The following is an 18,039-nucleotide window of genomic DNA, read 5'->3' on the forward strand; positions in this document are numbered from 1 at the left end:
GGCGAGACGCGGGGCCCGCGATCGGGCCCCTCCCTCAGCGGCCGGCTCTCACCGGCCGCGTGCCCGCACCAGGACGTCGTCGGCCCGCAGGTCGGCGATCGTCGGGTAGCCGTTGATCGCCATCAGCAGGTCGGCCTCGGCGAGGAGCGCGCGGAGCTGGTGGACGACCCCGTCCTTGCCTCCGGCCGCGAGCGCGAAGGCGTAGGGCCGGCCGATGCCGACGCTGGACGCGCCGAGGGCGAGCGCCTTGACCACGTCGCTGCCGTTGCGCACCCCGGAATCGAACAGCACCGGCAGCGACGTCGCCTTCACCACGCCCTCGAGCATGTCGAGCGCGGCGAGGCCGCAATTGGCCTGGCGCCCGCCGTGGTTCGAGCACTGGATTGCGTCGATCCCGTAATCGGCGGCGCGGCGCGCGTCGTCGGGATGGCAGATGCCCTTCAGCATGATCGGGAGCGTCGTCGCCTCCCGGATCCACTTGAGGTCGTCCCATTGCAGGTTGTTGCCGAACACGTTCGCCCATTCCCAGGCGGCGGCGTGCAGGTCCTCCTGCGGCGGCTTCGCCAGCCGCTTCAGGAAGTGCTCGTCGGTGAAGTAGTTCGCCAGGCAGTAGCCGCGGAGCTGCGGGAAGCTGGCGGTGTTCAGGTCGCGCAGCCGCCACCCCGTGACCCAGGTGTCGAGCGTGATCGAGATGGCCGAGAACCCGGCCGCCTCGGCGCGCCGCAGGAAGCTCAGCGCGAGGTCGCGGTCCTTGGGCGGATAGAGCTGGCAGTACCCGGGCGTGTCCCCGAGCGCCGCGGCGATGTCCTCCATCGGGTCCGTCGACAGCGTCGAGGCCATCATCGGAACGCCGGTCTCGGCCGCCGCCTCGGCGACCCTGAGGTCGCCGTGGTAATCCTGCGAGCAGATGCCGATGACCCCGATCGGGCACAGGAACAGCGGCGTCGGGACCGTGCGGCCGAACAGCGTGACCGAGAGGTCCCGCTCCCGCGATCCCCTCAGCATCCGCGGATAGATGCCGTAGCGCTGGAACGCCGCGCAATTGTCCCGCTGGGTGAACTCGTCGCCGCAGCCGCCGGCGACGTAGTTGAAGATCCACCAAGGCAGCACCTCCCTGGCCTGGTTCTCCAGCGACGCGAAATCGACGGGGTAGCGGGGAACCTCACCCCGCAGGCCGGCCCGGTAGATATCGAGCTGAAAGTCGCCGTACTGCCTGTTCGACACGTGTTTCCTCCGTAGCGTCGCGATGGTTCTCGGGGGCGTCAGCCGACGGCCGCCAGCGCCGGGCGGACGCGGGCCGCGGCGAGCTGCTCCGTGCGGTGCTCGATGGCGTGCAGCACGGTCGCCATGTCGAGCCGGCCGTTGCCGAGGCCGATGCTCTCGCCGTAGAGCGCGCCGGCGAGGTCGAGCATCGGCGAGGCGAGGCCGGCGGCGCGGGCCGCGTCGGCGATGAGCCGGGTGCTGTTGAACGCGTCCTCGGTCGCGGCCTGGACGGAGAAATCCCGCGCGATGAACTTCGGCAGCTTCACGCGGGTGAAGTCGCAGCTCATCGGCCCGGAATCGATCGCCGCCTCCAGCGTCGCGAGGTCGAGCCCCTGGCGGTCCGCGAAGTGGACGGCTTCGGCGAGACCGGCCAGCATCGTCGTCAGGAAGAGGTTGACGGCGAGCTTCATCAGCAGGGCGTTGCCGACGGGACCGCAGGCGACGACGTCCCGGCACATCGCCGGCAGCAGCGGCCGGACCTCGGCGATGGCATCCGCCTCGCCGCCGACCATGCAGACGAGCTGGCCCGCCTCGGCCGGCTTGCGGGATCCCGAGACCGGCGCCTCGACGTAGCGGCCGCCGGCCGCCGCGATCTCGGCCGCGAGGCCGCGGGAATAATCGGGGGCGTTCGACCCCATGGAGACGATCAGGCGGCCGGCGACGAGCTCGGCGAAGGCCGGCGTCCCGCGGCGCAGGACCGCGTCCAGGGCGGCCTCGTTCACCAGCATGCAGATCACGAGGCGCGTGCGGGCGAAGACCTCCTCGACGCTGCCGGCGACTGCCGCGCCGGCGGCCCGCAGGGGCTCGGCCGAGGCGGGCGAGCGGTTCCAGACCACCAGCCGCGTCCCGGCGCGCGCCAGCTTCAGGGCCATGGGCCGCCCCATGACGCCGAGACCGATGAACCCGATCTCCTCGCCGGATGCGGGTACCGAGGGGGTGGCGGGCTGAGTCACGATGAAAACTCCGATGAGGCTTCAGGGAAGGCGCCGCCCGCCGCACGCGCGACGGGGCGACGGCCGCCCGGCGGGCGGCGGCGCCGTCATCCGCCGGGCGGGGAAGGGTCAGAGCACGCGGTCGAGCCAGCCGTGCGGGTCGGGAGCGCGGCCGAACTGGATGTCGGTCAGCGCGGACCTCAGGCGCTCGGTCACCGGCCCGCTGCGGCCGTCGCCGATCGCGAATTCGTGCCGGCGCCCCTTCACCCGGCCGATCGGGCTCACCACCGCGGCGGTCCCGCACGCGAAGGCCTCCCCGACCCGGCCGCTTCGCGCATCCGCCTGCCACTGGTCGATCGCGTAGGGCTCCTCGCGCACGGTCAAGCCCATGTCCCGGGCGAGGGTGATGAGCGAGTCGCGGGTGATGCCCGGCAGGATCGTCCCGGTCAGCGGCGGGGTCTGCAGCGAGCCGTCGTCGAAGACGAAGAACACGTTCATGCCGCCGAGCTCCTCGACCCAGCGACGCTCGAGCGCGTCGAGGAATACGACCTGCTCGCAGCCCTCCCGCAGGCCCTCCGCCTGGGCGGCGAGGCTCGCGGCGTAGTTGCCGCCGCACTTCGCGGCGCCGGTTCCGCCGGGCGCGGCCCGGGTGAAGGTCTCGGACACCCACAGCGTCACCGGCGCGGCGCCGGCCTTGAAGTAGGCCGTGACCGGCGAGGCGATGACGCAGTAGAGGAACGAGGAAGACGGCCTAGGGCGTCTCTGCAAACTCACGTAAGCCAGAGCATGGTCATGCCGAGAGTGACCATGGCGAGGTAGTTGGTGGCCCGCTTCTCGTAGCGGGTGGCGATGCGGCGATACTGCTTGAGCCGGTTGATCAGCCGCTCGACCTTGTTGCGTTCCCGGTAGGCGGCCTTGTCGAAGTCGGGCTGACGCGGCTGATCCTTGCGGGTCGGGATCACCGGCTCGACCCTCCGCTGCTTGAGCCGGCGTCGGGCGGGTGGGCTGGAGTAACCTCGGTCGCCCGCTGCCCGGCACGGACGCAGGCGGGGGCGGCCACGTCCTGGCCGCCGCACCGCGCCCTTGTCCATCAGCGCGTCCAGCGCAAACTGCTCGTGCCGCTCGCCAGCCGTCAGGACGGCCGCCATCGGCTTACCCCCGCCCTCCGCGCGCAGGTGCAGCTTGGTCGAGAACCCGCCCTGGCTGCGCCCGAGCGCCTCGCCCACACCCTCGACCGTGCCCTCACCCCCCGATGGCGCCGGACCGGCGTGCGCCGGCGGCGTGCTGGTGGGCGCGCACCACCGTCGCGTCCACGAAGTGCAGGTCCCAGTCGAGGTCGCCGCGGGCATCCGCCTGTGCCTGCAGGCGCTGCAGCACCCGGTCGAACACGCCGGCCTTGCGCCAGCGGTAGAACCGGCTCGACACGGTCCCGACCGCCCCGTAGCGTGCCGGTAGATCCTCCCAGGGCGCGCCAGTGCGCAGGATCCAGAGCATGCCGTTGAGGATCCGACGGTGATCCTCTGCAGGCCGGCCGGTGCGCGGCTTCTGCGGCGGCAGCAGCGGAGCAATCTGCTCCCACTGCGCGTCAGTCAGTTCAAAGCGTCGCATCCCGACCACATGGGCGCTCACTCCGCCCGTGTGAACCCCTTTGCAGAGACGCCCTAGTGCCGAGCGCCGCATCCGTGCCGAGCATGAACGGCCGGAGATAGAGCGAGGTTCCGTCGGTGGCGGGCACCCACTCGCGGTCGGCGCGCACCAGCGCCTTCACGGATTCCACGAAGAGGTCCTCCGGCAACGGCGCCATCGCCAGGCGCTCGGCCGAGGCGCGGAAGCGCCGCGCATTGGCGTCCGGGCGGAAGAGGGTGACGCCGCCGTCCGGCAGCCGATAGGCCTTCATCCCCTCGAAGATCTCGGAGGCGTAATGGAAGTTCGACGCCGCGGGATGCAGGTCGAGGGTCCGGCGCGGCTCGATCTTCGGCGCGTGCCATCCGCGCTCCGCATCGTACCGGATGGTCGCCATGTGGTCCGAGAAGTGCCGGCCCCAGCCGGGATCGGCCAGCGCCGCGTCCCGGTCCTTCTGCGGGGTCGGAGACGGGGTCTGCTGAATCGGGAAATCTTCGGCCGCGACGGTCATCGGAGAGTCTCCTGGGGTCTGGACGGGCCGTGGAACGGCGGCGAACCAAGCTTCGACACGAGGAGCATTCTACGGCAGGAGCAACGCGATCGGGTTGCGAAGTTCGGTTCGATCTTCTCAGGACGCACATTCGGATTGCTGGAAACGGCACGATCATGCTATCGGATTGCGCATGTTCCTCGACCCGATCGACCGCCGCATCCTCCAGGTCCTGCAGCGCGACGGCGGCATCCAGAACGCCGACCTCGCGAGCCGGGTCGGCCTGTCCCCGTCGCCCTGCCTCAGGCGGGTAAAGCGGCTGAAGGAATCGGGGATGATCGCCCGCTACGTCGCGCTGCTCGACCCCGGCAAGCTCGGCCTGTCGCTCACCGTCTTCGCGCGGGTGTGGCTGACGGGTCAGGACGAGGAGACGGTCGTGCCTTTCGTCGAGGCCGTCCAGAAGCTGCCGGAGATCGTCGAGTGCTGCATGATGGCCGGCGACTGCGACTTCATCCTCCGCATCGTCGCCCGGGATCTCGACGATTACCGCCAGTTCCAGGCGCAGCATCTCGGGCGCATCAGGGGCGTGCGCAACATCAAGACGGAGATCCCGCTGCAGATCAACAAGCGCACGACAGAGATCCCGCTGCGGTGAAAGCCGGTGCGGGGGCGCTCGCGGTACGGGCCCGGAAATCGTCCTGAAACCGAACGAGAGCGGGTCCGTCCTCTCTCCCCGCGGGCGGGAAGAGAGGACGGACCCGCGCGGCGAACCGCGATCCCCGGACGCGTCAGGCGGCGGGCGAGCTCGCGGCCCGGCCGGTGAAGTTCGGGGCGCGCTTCGCGAAGAAGGCTGCCAGCCCCTCGGCGTGGTCGGGCGTGGCGCCGGCAGCGCCCTGCAGGCTGCGCTCGACCTCGAGCTGCGCGTCGAGCGTGTTCGTCGCGGATTGCGCGAAGGCGCGCTTCATCAGGGCGAAGGCCTGGGTCGGCTGGCTCGCGAGCCGCTCGACCAGCGCGACCGTCTCGGCGGCGAGCCGGTCGTCGTCGACCGCCCGCCAGATCATGCCCCAGGCCGCCGCCTGCTCGGCGCCGACCGGCTCGGCCAGGAAGGACAGCGCCCGGGCCCGGGCGTCGCCGACGAGGCGCGGCAGGAAGTAGGTGCCGCCGACGTCCGGAATGAGGCCGATCTTCGCGAAGGCCTGGACGAAGGTCGCGGAACGGGCCGCCACCACGATGTCGCCGGCGAGCGCCAGGTTGGCCCCGCCCCCGGCCGCGACGCCGTTCACCGCGCAGACGACCGGCTTGGGCATCGTGCGGATGAGCCGCACCAGCGGGTTGTAGCAGCGCTCCATGATCCCCGCGAGGTCGAGGCCGGGTCTGCCGTCCTGCGGGACGCAATCGGCGAGGTCCTGCCCGGCGCAGAAGCCGCGGCCGGCGCCGGTGAGCAGCACCGCCCGGCAGCCCTCGTCCTCCGCTAGGCGGTGCAGGATCGCGAGCAGGCGCTCCAGCGTCGGCTCGTTGAGGGCGTTCAGCCGCTCGGGCCGGTTCAGGGTGACCCGGCTCCAGCCGCCGCAATCCTCGATCGTCACCGTCTCGGTCATCGTGAGCCCCTTGGCTGTTTACAGTCTGTGCCGGGTCGTTCCGGCGTCCCGGTCCCGTCACGCGGCCTTGAGCATCTCGCGCGCGATGACGAGCTGCTGGATCTGCGTCGTGCCCTCGAACAGGCGGAACAGCCGGACGTCGCGGTAGAACCGCTCGACCGGGTACTCCGCCATGTAGCCGGCGCCGCCGAAGATCTGGACCGCGCGGTCGGCGACCCGCCCCACCATCTCCGAGGCGAACATCTTGGCGCAGGCCGCCTGCATCGTCGTGGCGGCGCCGCGGTCGCGCAGCCGGGCCGCGTCGAGGACCATGCAGCGGGCCGCGTAGGCTTCGGCCTGGCTGTCGGCGAGCATCGCCTGGACGAGCTGGAACTCGCCGATGGCCTGCCCGAACTGCCGGCGCTCGCGGGCGTAGCGCAGCGTCTCCTCGATGAGCCGGTCGGCCGCGCCGACGCACAGGGCGGCGATGTGGAGGCGGCCCTTGTCGAGGACCTTCATGGCGGTGCGGAAGCCGTTGCCCTCCTGGCCGCCGAGGAGCGCGTCCGCGGGCACGCGGCACTCCTCGAACACTACGTCGCAGGTCAGCGCCCCGCGCTGGCCCATCTTCCGGTCCGGCTGGCCGAGATGCAGCCCCGGCGTGCCCGCGGGCACGAGGAAGCAGGAGATCGCGTCGGCGCGCCGCTCCGGCGCGGTGCGCGCCATGACGGTGAACAGGCCGGCCGTCGGCGCGTTCGTGATGTAGCGCTTCGTCCCGTTGAGGATGTAGTCGTCCCCGTCCCGCCGGGCGGTGGTGCGCAGCGACAGCGCGTCGGAGCCGGCCTCCGGCTCCGTCAGCGCGAAGGAGCCGATCAGCTCGCCCGAGGCGAGCGGGGGCAGGTAGCGCCGCCTCTGCTCCGGCGTGCCGGCGATGACGAGGGCCTGCGAGCCGATGCCGATATTGGTCCCGGCGACGGAGCGGAAGGCCGGCGAGGCCCGCCCGAGCTCGAGGACCACCCCGACCTCCTCCTCCATGCCGAGGCCGAGGCCGCCGTGTTCCTCGTCGATCGCCAGTCCGAAGAGGCCGAGGTCGCGCATCTCGGCGACGACGTCGGCGGGCACGGCGTTGTGCTCCACGACCTCCTCCTCGCGGGGAATCAGCCGCTCCGTGACGAAGCGGGCGACGCCGCTGCGCAGCAGCTCGAACGTTTCCGGATCCAAGGGCATCGAACGACGTGTCCTGTTTTCGCGTTGATCTTCGGTGGACTTCAGGGCAGCAGCAGGTCGCGGCCGATCACCTGGCGCTGGATCTGGTTTGTCCCTTCCCAGATCTGCGTGATCTTGGCTTCCCGCATCAGCCGCTCGACCCGGTGGTCGCTGCAGTAGCCGTGCCCGCCATGGAGCTGCACGGCCTCCACCGTCATCCGCATCGCGAGGTCGGACGCCCGGACCTTGACCATCGACGCCTCGACGGCGATGTCCTCGATGCCGGCATCGACCAGGCGCCCGACATGGTCGAGCAGCATGCGCGTGGTCAGGAGCTCGGTGGCGAGGTCGGCCATCAGGAACTGGTTGGCCTGGTAGTCGAGGACCCGCCGCCCGCCCTGGTGCCGCTCGCACGCGTAGGCGCGGGCGTCCTCGAACGCCGCCGTCGCGATGCCGAGGGCCTGGGCGGCGACGCTCGGACGGGACTTGTTGAGCGTCGAGAGCAGGATCTTAAACCCGTCGCCGGGGGCGCCGAGGAGGTTGTCGAGTGGGACGCGGCAATCGGAGAACCCGAGCGCCGCCGTCGAGGAGGCGTGGGTGCCCATCTTCCGTTCGAGCCGCAGCACCTCGAAGCCGGGCGTGCCCTTCTCGACGACGAGCGCCGAGACCGCCTTGGCGGGGGTCTCGATGCCCGACCACTTGCCGAACAGGATCACCAGGTCGGCGACGTCGCCGGTCGTGATGAAGATCTTGCTCCCGTTGACGACGACGTCGTCGCCGTCGCGCCGGAAGCTCGTGCGCATCTGCGTCGCGTCCGAGCCGGCATGCGGCTCGGTGATCGCGAGGGCGGCGAGGCCGCCCTCCAGCATCCTCGGCAGGAAGCGGCGTTTCTGCGCCTCGCTGCCGTACTGGAGGATCGGCTTCACGCAGGCGCTGTTGGTGCCGAAGATGATGCCGGTGGCCGCGCAGGCCTGCGAGACGATCAGCACCGCCTCCAGGAAGAGGCGGTACGACACCGGCGAACCGCCATAGGCCTCCGGGATCGAGATCCCGCTGAGCCCGAGCTCGTGCAGCGACCTGAGGCTGGCCCAGGGGAACGACTTGGCCTCGTCGTTCTCGGCGGCGCGGGGCGCGATCACCTCCGCCGCCACCCGGCGGATCTGGTCGAGGATCTGGATTTCCTCGTCGTCCCAGCCGCGGGACGCCTCGAAGTGCTGCATGGATCTCACGGTCGGCTCCTTGATGTCGCCGGCGCGCGGAGCGCCCCGGCGCGGCGGGATCGGCGGCCGGCGCTCACTGGACGAGCGCGCAGCCACCCTTGTCGAGGGGACGGAAGGCCTCCTGCGCCGGGATGGTGGCGACCTGCTTGTAGAGGTCCCACTCGCCCTTGGATTCGGACGGCTTCTTGACCTCGAACAGGTACAGGTCGTGCATCTTGCGCCCGTCCTTGCGGATGCTGCCGGTGCCGAAGGCCGGGTCGTCGGTCGGAAGCTCCTTCATCTTGGCGACGGCGGCGGCCCCGTCCTTCGCCGCGCCCAGGGCCGCGACGGACCGCAGGTAGTGCAGGGACGCCGCGTAGGCGCCGGCATGGATCATGGTCGGCATGCGTCCGCCCGCCCGCGCGGCGAAGCGCTTGGCGAAGGCCCGGGTCCGGTCGTTGAGGTCCCAGTAGAAGGCCTCGGTCACGACGAGGCCCTGCGCCGCGCTGGTGCCGAGGCTCTTCACGTCGGTGATGAAGACGAGCATCCCGGCGAGCTTCATGCCCTCGCGCGTCAGGCCGAACTCCGACGCCTGCTTGACGGCGTTGATCATGTCGGCTCCGGCATTGGCCAGGCCGAGCACCGTCGCGCCCGAGGCCTGGGCCTGCAGCAGGTAGGAGGAGAAGTCCGCCGTGTTCAGGGGCGCCCGCACGCGCCCGAGCACCCGGCCGCCCGCGGCCTCGACGACCGCCGAGGTGTCGCGCTCCGCAGCGTGGCCGAAGGCGTAGTCCGCGGTCAGGAAGAACCACTTGTTCCAGCCCTGGCGCGTCAGCGCGGCGCCCGTGCCCTGGCTCAGGGCGTAGGTGTCGTAGGTCCAGTGCACGACGTTGGCGTTGCACGCCTTGCCGGTCAGGTCCGAGGTGGCCGGTCCGGACGCCAGGAACACCTTGTTGCGCTCCTTGATGATCTGGTTGACCGCGAGGGCCACGGCCGAGTTCGCCCCGTCGACGAGGGCGTCGACGCCGTCCTGGTCGAACCACTTCCGGCTGACGGAGGACGCGATGTCGGCTTTGTTCTGGTGGTCGGCCGACACCACCTCGACCTTGTAGCCGGGATGGGCCGCGACGAACTCCTCGACCGCCATGCGGGTCGCGATGACCGAGCCCTCGCCCGACAGCGCCGAGTAGGGACCGCTGAGATCCGTCAGGACGCCCAGCTTGACCGGCACGTCGGCGGCTCTCGCGAGAGCGCCCGGGCCGAGAAATGCCGCGGCGAGCAGCAGGGTGCCGATCCTCATGTCACGTCCTCCCAGGTCCGGCCTTGGTGGCCGGCTGACGACAAGGCTGAACCGGCCCCGCCGATTAGTCAATATGTTGTCCTAAAATTGCTCGGCGGCGTTGCCCTGCCGCGACCCGCTCCGGCGCGTCCGGGGCGATCGCCGCGGGCGGCGGGACGATCCGGCTGTCACGCCCCTAACCTGCTCGCGCCCGCTCGCAATCCGCGGATCAGGCCGTCCCGGATCGCGGTGTCGCCCTTGCCATCCCCCGCATTCCCGCCCCATGGCGACGCAGCGCCCCACTGCGACCTAACCCCATTAAACGCAAACATGTTGACACATAATGAGGGTGAAGCCATGATGGGATCAACGATGGCGGGTAGAGATGCCAGATCAGGGAGGGTCGCCACCGATGGCTCACGTCCAGCATGCCGGATCCGGACATCCGGCCCGCAGCGCTCCGGCCTTGATGCGGCCGATCCGGGTCGGCCCGTTCGAGCTGCCGAACCGCCTCGTGATGGGCTCGATGCATACGGGGCTCGAGGCGCATCCGGAGCGCTTCGACGAGCTCGCGCGGTTCTACGCCGAGCGCGCCCGGGGCGGGGTCGGCCTCATCGTGACCGGGGGCTTCGCGCCGAACTTCGCCGGCCGCATGAAGGACGAGCCCGGCACGCTCGAGCGCGAGGACCAGATCGGGCCGCACCGGCTGATCACCGAGGCCGTGCACGAGGCGGGCGGTCGCATCCTCCTCCAGATCCTCCATGCGGGGCGCTACGGCTACCATCCCGCCATCGTCGCCCCCTCCCCGCTCAAGTCGCCGATCAACCGCGACACGCCGGCGATGCTGACCGGTGACGAGATCCGCCGGACCATCGCCGACTACGCGCGGACCGCCGCCCTCGCGGCGGCCGCCGGCTACGACGGCGTCGAGGTCATGGGCTCGGAGGGCTACCTCATCACCGAGTTCCTGGCGACGCGGACCAACCGGCGCGAGGACGAGTGGGGCGGCTCGCTCGAGAACCGGGCCCGCTTCCCGCTCGAGGTGGTCCGGGCCGTGCGCGAGGCGCTCGGGGATTCGGGGCTGCTGAGCTACCGCATCTCGGCCCTCGACCTCGTCGAGGGCGGCCTGAGCGACGACGAGGTCGTCTGGCTCGCCCGCGAGGTCGAGCGGGCCGGCGCCGACTGCCTCAGCACCGGCATCGGCTGGCACGAGGCGGCGGTGCCGACCATCGCCGGGGTGGTGCCGCACGCGGCCTTCACCGATGCGACCGCCCGGATCAAGGCCGCGGTGTCGATCCCCGTCACGGCGAGCAACCGCATCAACCTGCCGGAGGATGCCGAGCGCCTCGTCGCCGGCGGCCTGGCGGACCTCGTCTCCATGGCGCGCCCCTTCCTCGCCGATCCGGCCTTCCCAAGGAAGATCGAGGAAGGCCGCGGCGATCTCATCAACGTCTGCATCGCCTGCAATCAGGCCTGCCTCGACCACTACTTCACCGACCAGGTGATCAGCTGCGTGGTCAACCCGCGCGCCGGACGCGAGACGCAGTTCACCGACGACGCGGCCGAGCGCCGGAAGCGGGTCGCCGTGGTGGGCGCGGGCGTGGCCGGCATCGTCGCCGCGCTCGAGGCGGCGCGGCGGGGCCACGTGGTGACGATCTACGAGGCGGCACCCGAGATCGGCGGCCAGCTCCGCCTCGCGGCCAAGGTCCCGGGCAAGGAGGATTACGGCCGGGCGATCGAGGGCTTCAGGAACCAGCTCGCGGAGCTCGGGGTCGAAGTCCGCCTGGGCTGGCGCGTCGCCCCGGAGGCGCTCGCGCGGGAGAACTTCGACGACGTCATCGTCTCGACCGGCATCCAGCCCCGCGCCCTCGACATCCCGGGGGCGGACGACCCGCGGATCGTCGGCTACACGCAGATCCTCGACGGCTCGGTGGTCGCCGGGGATTCCGTCGTCGTGATCGGCGGCGGCGGCATCGGGCACGACATCGCGCTGTTCCTGGCCCATCCCGATCACGCGGAGGCGCAGGACGCCGCGGCGTTCGCGCGCCGCTGGGGCATCGCCGGCGCGCCCGAGCGGCCGCGCCCGCGCCGGCGCGTGACGATGCTCAAGCGCTCGCCCGGGGGCTTCGGCAAGACCCTCGGCAAGAGCACGGGCTGGATCCTGCGCCAGGAGCTCAAGGACCTCGGCGTCCGGCAGCTCGCGGGGGTGACCTACGACCGGATCGACGCGGCCGGGCTGCACATCACCGTCGACGGGCGGTCCGAGGTGCTGGAGGCCGACACCATCGTGATCTGCGCCGGCCAGCTCTCCGAGCGCACGATCGCCGACAGCCTCGAGGAGCGCGGCCAGACCGTCCACGTCATCGGCGGCGCTAAGTTCGCCGGGGAGCTCGATGCCAAGCGCGCCATCGACGAGGGCGCACGGATCGGCAACAGCCTCTGATCCGGAGGTCCGCCCGGCTCCGGTCGGTCGCGGGGCGGCCGGAGCCCGCGTGACGCAGCATCCGTCGGGGGAGGCCCCGCATCGCGTCCGGGCGATGCACGCCGGACGATCGTTCTTAAGTATTGCCGTCCGTTACTTACAACAAATCCATCGATTGCTTCGCGTCGGACACTCCTGCGCGAGGCCGGCCGGGACATGCACGACACAGCAGCACGAAACAGGGAGTTCGATCGTGCCCATTGACTTCGACGCCGTCTACCTGTCGCGCCGGCCGGCGAACCACATGCCGCTGACGCCGCTCCACTTCCTCGCCCGCGCGGCCGAGGTCTTTCCGGACAAGACCGCGATCATCCATGGCGAGCGGCGCGACACCTGGGCGGAGCACGCCCGGCGCTGCCACAAGCTCGCCTCGGCGCTGCGACGGGCGGGGATCGGCCGCGGGCACGTCGTCTCGATCCTGTGCCAGAACACGCCGGCGATGCTCGAGGCGCATTTCGGGGTGCCAATGGCGGGCGCGGTGCTCAACACCATCAACACTCGCCTCGACCCGGCCGGCGTCGCGTTCATCCTCGAGCATTGCGAGGCCTCCGTCTTCCTCGTCGACACGCAGCTCGGCGCCACCGCCCGCGAGGCCCTGGCGCTGATGGCGAAGCGGCCCCTGGTGCTCGACATCGAGGACGTGACCGCCGACGCGCCCGTGCGGGTCTCGGACCGGACATACGAGGACTTCCTGGCGGGCGGCGACGAGACCGAGCCGGCCGCGTGGCCCGCGGACGAGTTCGACGCCATCAGTCTCAACTACACGTCGGGGACGACCGGCAGCCCGAAGGGCGCCGTCTACCATCACCGCGGGACTTACCTGAACGCCCTCGGCCAGCTGCTCCACCACGGCATGAGCAGCACGTCGGTCTATCTCTGGACCCTGCCGCTCTTCCACTGCAACGGCTGGTGCTTCTCCTGGGCCGTCGCGGCGGTCGGCGGAACCCATGTCTGCCTGCGCAAGGTCGCGGCCGATCCGATCTTCGACGCCATCGAGGCCTACGGCGTCACCCACATGTGCTGCGCCCCTACCGTGCTCAGCTTCGTCGCCGACGCGGCGGCGCGGCACAAGCGCGGGCTACCCCACTCCGTCGCCGTGATGACCGCGGGCTCGGCCCCGCCGGCGGCGATCCTGAAGCGCTCGGAGGAGATCGGGTTCCGGATCCGGCACGTCTACGGCTCCACCGAGATCCACGGGGTGACGAGCCTCTGCGACTGGCACGAGGAATGGGACCGGCTCCCGGCGCCCGAGCGGTCGCAGGTCATGGCGCGCCAGGGCGTGCGGACCGTGACGTGCGAGGACATGATGGTGGCCGACCCCGTCACCATGGCCCCGGTGCCCCGGGACGCCGCCACCATGGGCGAGGTGATGTTCCGGACAAATCTCGGGATGAAGGGCTACCTCAAGAATCCGGGCGCCACCGACGAGGCCTTCGCGCACGGCTGGTACCATACGGGCGACCTCGCGGTCGTGCACGGCGACGGCTACATCGAACTTAAGGACCGCTCGAAGGACATTATCATCTCGGGGGGGGAGAACATCTCCTCGATCGAGGTCGAGGACGTGCTCTACCAGCACGGCGCGGTCTCGTGCGCGGCCGTCGTGGCGATGAACGACGACAAGTGGGGCGAGGTCCCCTGCGCCTTCGTCGAGCTCAGCGAGACCGCCGACTGCGTCACCGAGACCGAGATCATCGAGTTCTGCCGCGACCGCCTCGCGAAGTACAAGCTTCCTCGACGGGTCGTCTTCGGACCGATCGAGCGGACTGCGACGGGCAAGATCCAGAAGTTCAAGCTCCGCCAGCAGCTCAACCAATCCTGATCAACGCCCTTGTTCCGGGCACCGAGGAGTTCCCTATGAGAGGACTGAACGAACGGGTCGCCGTCGTGACCGGCGCCGCCGGCGGCATCGGCCGCGCGATCTGCGAGCGCTTCATCCAGGAAGGCGTCACGGTCGTGGCCTGCGACGTGAATGAGGCGGCTCTGGGCGAGCTCGCTGACGCCCTCGCGCCTGAGGGCGGCCGGCTCCTGACGCGCTGCTTCGACATCACCGACATCGAGGCGGCGCGCCGGGCCATCGACGGCGCGGCGCGGGAGACCGGGCGCATCGACGTGCTGGTCAACAACGCCGGCTGGGATGTCGCCCGTCCGTTCCTGGAGACAGAGCCGGACCTCTGGGACAAGATCATCGCGATCAACCTGCGCGGTCCCCTCAACCTCCACAAGGTCGCGCTGCCCCACCTCATCGCCGCGGGCGGGGGCAAGGTCGTCAACATCGCCTCCGATGCCGGCCGCGTCGGCTCCTCCGGCGAGTCCGTCTACGCCGCCTGCAAGGGCGGCCTGATCGCCTTCTCGAAGACGCTCGCCCGCGAGACGGCGCGCGACAACGTGCGCGTGAACGTCGTCTGCCCCGGCCCGACAAACACCGCGCTGCTGCGCTCCTTCGTCGGCGAGGGCGAGTACGGCCAGAAGATCTACGACGGGCTGAAGAAGGCGATCCCGCTCCGGCGCCTCGGCGAGCCGGCTGACCTTCCGGGAATCATCGCCTTCCTGGCGAGCGACGACGCGAACTTCATCACCGGCCAGGTTGTCAGCGTCTCCGGCGGCCTGACGATGCACGGTTGAGACCGCGCGAGGCCGGTTCCCCGGGTCGCGACCCGCGGGGCCGGCCTCGGCCCGAGGACGAACCCGGCCCCTCTGGGGGCCGGCCGCTTTCCGCACGAGAGGACACGCCATGGAGTATCAGGACATCACCTACGAGATCCGCGGTCCCGCCGCCTGGATCACGATCAACCGTCCCGAGAAGTACAACGCGTTCCGCGGCCAGACCTGCGAGGAACTCATCCACGCGATCACCAAAGCGAGCTGGGATAAGTCCGTCGCGGCGATCGTGCTGACCGGCGCCGGGTCGAAGGCCTTCTGCACCGGCGGCGACCAGTCGGCCCATGACGGCGCCTATGACGGGCGCGGCACGGTCGGCCTTCCGGTCGAGGAGTTGCAGACCGCCATCCGCGACGCGCCGAAGCCCGTCATCGCCCGGATCAACGGCTTCGCCATCGGCGGCGGCAACGTCCTCGTCACCTGCTGCGACCTCGCCATCGCGTCCGAGAACGCGGTGCTCGGCCAGGTCGGGCCGAAGGTCGGCTCCGTCGATCCCGGCTTCGGGACGGCTTACCTCGCCCGGGTGGTCGGCGAGAAGAAGGCGCGCGAGATCTGGATGCTCTGCCGGCGCTATCCCGCCCAGGAGGCGCTCCAGATGGGCCTCGTCAACGCGGTCGTCCCGAGCGAGCAGCTCGACGACGAGGTCGAGCGCTGGTGCGCCGAGATCGCGGCGCTGAGCCCGACGGCCATCGCCATCGCCAAGAAATCCTTCAACATGGATTCCGAGTCGATCCGCGGTATCTCGGCCCTCGGGATGCAGGCGCTCAGCCTGTTCTACGGCACCGAGGAGTCGCGGGAGGGTGTGACGGCCTTCCTCGAGAAGCGCGCGCCCAAGTTCCGCGGCTAGAGCATTTTCCGCCGAAGTGGATACCAGTTCGTCACAGAAAATGCTGTAAAATCAGACACCTAGAGCCATCGTCCACGGAAGCGGAGGCCGGCTCGTCGAAGCCAACGCGGCACGATCGAAGATCTAGCGGCAGCACCCGATCGCACCGCGATCGGGTGCTGCCCTGGCGCATGGTCCGCGGCCCTCGGGTACGGGGCTGCGTCCGCCGAACCGGCCGTGCCCGGCCCTCGCATCGGCCGGGCGCGCGGATCCCGGCCGAGGACCGCGCCCCGAGGACAGTTCCCCGAAGACCGAACCCAAGCGGCCGTCGCCCTGGAACCCGTCGTTGGTCGGGCCCTCCGCGCGGGCGAGCGGCGCCGCGCAACGAGCGTGATGGCGATGCTGACGGACGCACAATGGGCCGAGCTGGAACCGCTGGTCGAGATCTGCCGGCCGAGAGGCAAGACCCCGCACAAGGACCTGCGCCGCACGATCTCGGCCATCCTCTGGCGGCACCGGAACCGGACCTCCTGGCGCGCCGTCCCGCCCGAACTGGGGCCCTGGGGGCAGGCCGCCCAGACCTTCATCCGCTAGGCGCGCCTCGGCGTCTGGAGTCGGCTGCTCGACCTCGTGCAGGCGAGCGGCGCCCCGCCCGGCGAGGCGCGTCTCGACCACACCGCGACCGACGACCACCGCAAGGCGGCGTGCGCCGCGACCCGGGGGGATCTCGCCCCGAGCGAGACCATCGTGAGGCTCCTGGCCGCCCGCGTGGCGGCACTGGCCCCGGAAGCCGGCTGACCGCCGGTTTGCCGAATGCAATCCTCGTGCGGGAAGCCGCTCGGCGCGCAATGACGGCGCCGCACGGGTCTGCGCCATCCCCTCGCCCTGATCCCGAACTGCCGGCAATCGGAGATTGCCGGGCCGCGAGGGAGGGCTCCAGAAACCTCCGCGACCTCTCGAGCCCTCCCCGCGAGGGTCGCTTCGCCCAGGCCGAGGGATGAGTTCGCCGGTGGGGTGGATGCACGGTACGAACGACGGTTGGCGGTCCATCGATTGGGACGAAGACAGTCACCGTCAATCCGCCTCTCCTTTCCCGAACGACCGGAGCGCGGCGGAAGGCAAGCCGGGATCCGGCCGTGAGACTCGCCGCCCATCGGCTCCGGTCGCTGTGGCGGTTGCGGATGGGAAGGCACGAGGCCGGCCTCACGCGGCCCGGACAGTGTCGAGGAAGCGCCGCACCTCGGCGGACAAGTTGTCGGACTGCTGTGCGAGCCGGGAGGCCGAAGCCAGAACCTGGGTGGCCGCAGCCCCCGTCTCCTCGGCGGCCCCCGCGACCCCGGCGATGGTCGTCGTCACCTCCCCGGTGCCGGCGGCGGCTTCGGAGACGTTGCGGACGATCTCCTGCGTCGCCGCCCCCTGCTCCTCGATCGCGGCCGCGATCGAAGCCGACACGGCATCGAGTTGGCGGATGCGCCCTGCGATCGCGCCGATCACGTCCACGGCCTGGCCCGTCGATCCCTGGATTCGGGCGATGTGCCCGGTGATCTCCTCGGTCGCCCTGGTCGTCTGCGCGGCGAGTTCCTTGACCTCGGCGGCGACAACCGCGAAGCCGCGGCCCGCGGCCCCCGCGCGCGCCGCCTCGATGGTGGCGTTGAGCGCCAGGAGATTGGTCTGGCGGGCGATGGTCGAGATCATCGCGGCAACGTCGCCGATCCGCGCCGTCGCCTCCGACAGGTCCGCCACGAGGTGCGCGGTCGCGTCCGCTTCCCGAACGGCGGTCCGGGCCAGGTCGGCCGAACCGGCCATCTGGCGCGCGATCTCGCGGACCGAGGCGCCGAGCTCCTCGGCGGCGGCGGCCACGGTCTCGACATTGGCCGACGCCTCCTCCGCCGCCGCGGCCACGCTCGCGGATTGGCCGGCCGTCTGCGTCGCCGTCGCCGTCGCCGTCATGGTGCGGGCGGTCGCCTGCAGCTCGGTCGCGGACGAGGACACCGTGCCGACGATGCCGCCGACCGCCTGCTCGAAGCCTTCCGCCATCGCGATCATCGTGCGGCGGCGCTCGGCGGCCGCGGCGGCCTCTGTGGTGTGCCGGCGCCCGGTCTCCTCAGTAGCAGTCCGGGCGACCAACGCCATGATACCCTCGACGGCGCGACCCACCGCGCCGATCTCGTCTTGCCGTCGCGCCTCGGCGACCCCGCCCTCGATCCGGCCCTGCGCCATGCCCTCGAGGGCGGCCACGAGCCGGCCGAGCGGCCGCGCGACGGTCACGGCGATCAGCCGGCTGACCACGACGGCGAGGACGAGCAGGACGATCAGGGTCCCGGCGGCCATGACCTGCGCCAGGTGCGTCACGGGAGCGACCGCGCCGGCCCGATCGAGGGAGAGGGCGACGTACCAGTCGAGCGAGGCCGGCAGGTTGGGGACGCGGGCGAACGCCGTCAGGGTCGGCCGGTGACCCTGACCCGGCGAACTGGTCCACACCGAGCGCAAGTTTTTCGGGCATTCTG

The 18,039-nt window shown here is 71.0% G+C and carries 15 protein-coding genes and 2 pseudogenes; 7 read left to right on the forward strand and 10 right to left on the reverse strand.

Going from position 1 to position 18,039, the window contains the following annotated elements; genetic code table 11:
• Nucleotides 1-48: 48 nt before the first annotated feature.
• From MFF64_RS31315 to MFF64_RS31335, 5 genes and pseudogenes are all read right to left on the reverse strand, one after another.
• A complete protein-coding gene (locus MFF64_RS31315) occupies nucleotides 49-1,224 on the reverse strand; it encodes an alpha-hydroxy-acid oxidizing protein (protein ID WP_238193303.1) in 1,176 nt (391 codons plus the stop codon).
• Between the two features lie 38 nt (nucleotides 1,225-1,262).
• Nucleotides 1,263-2,216, reverse strand: a complete 954-nt coding sequence (locus tag MFF64_RS31320) for an NAD(P)-dependent oxidoreductase (protein ID WP_238193304.1) — start codon at nucleotides 2,214-2,216, stop codon at nucleotides 1,263-1,265.
• Nucleotides 2,217-2,324: 108 nt separating this feature from the next.
• Nucleotides 2,325-2,948, reverse strand: a pseudogene (gene ilvE / locus MFF64_RS31325) (branched-chain-amino-acid transaminase); the annotation flags it as partial.
• Between the two features lie 17 nt (nucleotides 2,949-2,965).
• Nucleotides 2,966-3,803, reverse strand: a protein-coding gene (locus MFF64_RS31330; protein WP_238193305.1) for an IS5 family transposase whose coding sequence is annotated in 2 segments (ribosomal slippage) — nucleotides 2,966-3,445 and nucleotides 3,447-3,803 — 837 coding nt in all. Because the reading frame shifts where the segments join, the coding sequence is not laid out codon by codon here.
• 40 nt (nucleotides 3,804-3,843) lie between these two features.
• Nucleotides 3,844-4,329, reverse strand: a pseudogene (locus MFF64_RS31335) (branched-chain amino acid aminotransferase family protein); the annotation flags it as partial.
• A gap of 172 nt (nucleotides 4,330-4,501) precedes the next feature.
• Between MFF64_RS31335 and MFF64_RS31340 the strand changes: the two are divergent.
• Nucleotides 4,502-4,963: an Lrp/AsnC family transcriptional regulator gene (locus MFF64_RS31340; RefSeq protein ID WP_099901512.1), complete on the forward strand. Its 462-nt coding sequence runs from the start codon at nucleotides 4,502-4,504 to the stop codon at nucleotides 4,961-4,963.
• 133 nt (nucleotides 4,964-5,096) lie between these two features.
• Here MFF64_RS31340 and MFF64_RS31345 read toward each other — a convergent pair whose 3' ends face one another.
• From MFF64_RS31345 to MFF64_RS31360, 4 genes are all read right to left on the reverse strand, one after another.
• Nucleotides 5,097-5,906 carry an enoyl-CoA hydratase-related protein gene (locus MFF64_RS31345; protein ID WP_099901514.1) on the reverse strand — a complete coding sequence of 270 codons (810 nt, stop codon included), beginning with the start codon at nucleotides 5,904-5,906 and terminating at the stop codon, nucleotides 5,097-5,099.
• Nucleotides 5,907-5,963: 57 nt separating this feature from the next.
• Nucleotides 5,964-7,109, reverse strand: coding sequence for an acyl-CoA dehydrogenase family protein (locus tag MFF64_RS31350; protein WP_238193306.1), 1,146 nt, complete (start codon nucleotides 7,107-7,109; stop codon nucleotides 5,964-5,966).
• Between the two features lie 41 nt (nucleotides 7,110-7,150).
• Nucleotides 7,151-8,308, reverse strand: coding sequence for an acyl-CoA dehydrogenase family protein (locus MFF64_RS31355; protein WP_238193312.1), 1,158 nt, complete (start codon nucleotides 8,306-8,308; stop codon nucleotides 7,151-7,153).
• Nucleotides 8,309-8,381: 73 nt separating this feature from the next.
• Nucleotides 8,382-9,584, reverse strand: coding sequence for an ABC transporter substrate-binding protein (locus MFF64_RS31360; RefSeq protein WP_099902674.1), 1,203 nt, complete (start codon nucleotides 9,582-9,584; stop codon nucleotides 8,382-8,384).
• Between the two features lie 391 nt (nucleotides 9,585-9,975).
• On the opposite strand from MFF64_RS31360, the gene MFF64_RS31365 reads away from it, so the two are divergent.
• From MFF64_RS31365 to MFF64_RS38695, 6 genes are all read left to right on the forward strand, one after another.
• Entirely contained in the window at nucleotides 9,976-12,006 is a 2,031-nt protein-coding gene (locus MFF64_RS31365) for a 2,4-dienoyl-CoA reductase FMN-binding domain-containing protein (RefSeq protein ID WP_238193307.1), read from the forward strand.
• Nucleotides 12,007-12,238: 232 nt separating this feature from the next.
• On the forward strand, nucleotides 12,239-13,867 hold the full coding sequence (locus MFF64_RS31370; protein WP_273557185.1) for an AMP-binding protein: 1,629 nt from the start codon (nucleotides 12,239-12,241) through the stop codon (nucleotides 13,865-13,867).
• Nucleotides 13,868-13,902: 35 nt separating this feature from the next.
• On the forward strand, nucleotides 13,903-14,670 hold the full coding sequence (locus MFF64_RS31375) for a glucose 1-dehydrogenase (protein WP_099902702.1): 768 nt from the start codon (nucleotides 13,903-13,905) through the stop codon (nucleotides 14,668-14,670).
• 109 nt (nucleotides 14,671-14,779) lie between these two features.
• Nucleotides 14,780-15,553: an enoyl-CoA hydratase-related protein gene (locus tag MFF64_RS31380; protein ID WP_238193308.1), complete on the forward strand. Its 774-nt coding sequence runs from the start codon at nucleotides 14,780-14,782 to the stop codon at nucleotides 15,551-15,553.
• A gap of 378 nt (nucleotides 15,554-15,931) precedes the next feature.
• On the forward strand, nucleotides 15,932-16,126 hold the full coding sequence (locus tag MFF64_RS38690; protein WP_438823109.1) for a transposase: 195 nt from the start codon (nucleotides 15,932-15,934) through the stop codon (nucleotides 16,124-16,126).
• Between the two features lie 36 nt (nucleotides 16,127-16,162).
• Nucleotides 16,163-16,330 carry a hypothetical protein gene (locus MFF64_RS38695; RefSeq protein WP_438823110.1) on the forward strand — a complete coding sequence of 56 codons (168 nt, stop codon included), beginning with the start codon at nucleotides 16,163-16,165 and terminating at the stop codon, nucleotides 16,328-16,330.
• 405 nt (nucleotides 16,331-16,735) lie between these two features.
• Here the strand turns inward: MFF64_RS38695 and MFF64_RS31390 are convergent.
• The coding region (locus MFF64_RS31390; RefSeq protein WP_238193309.1) for a methyl-accepting chemotaxis protein at nucleotides 16,736-18,039 on the reverse strand (1,304 nt) is incomplete at its 5' end.

This window comes from Methylobacterium frigidaeris, from assembly GCF_022179185.1.
Classification (GTDB): Bacteria; Pseudomonadota; Alphaproteobacteria; order Rhizobiales; family Beijerinckiaceae; genus Methylobacterium; species Methylobacterium frigidaeris.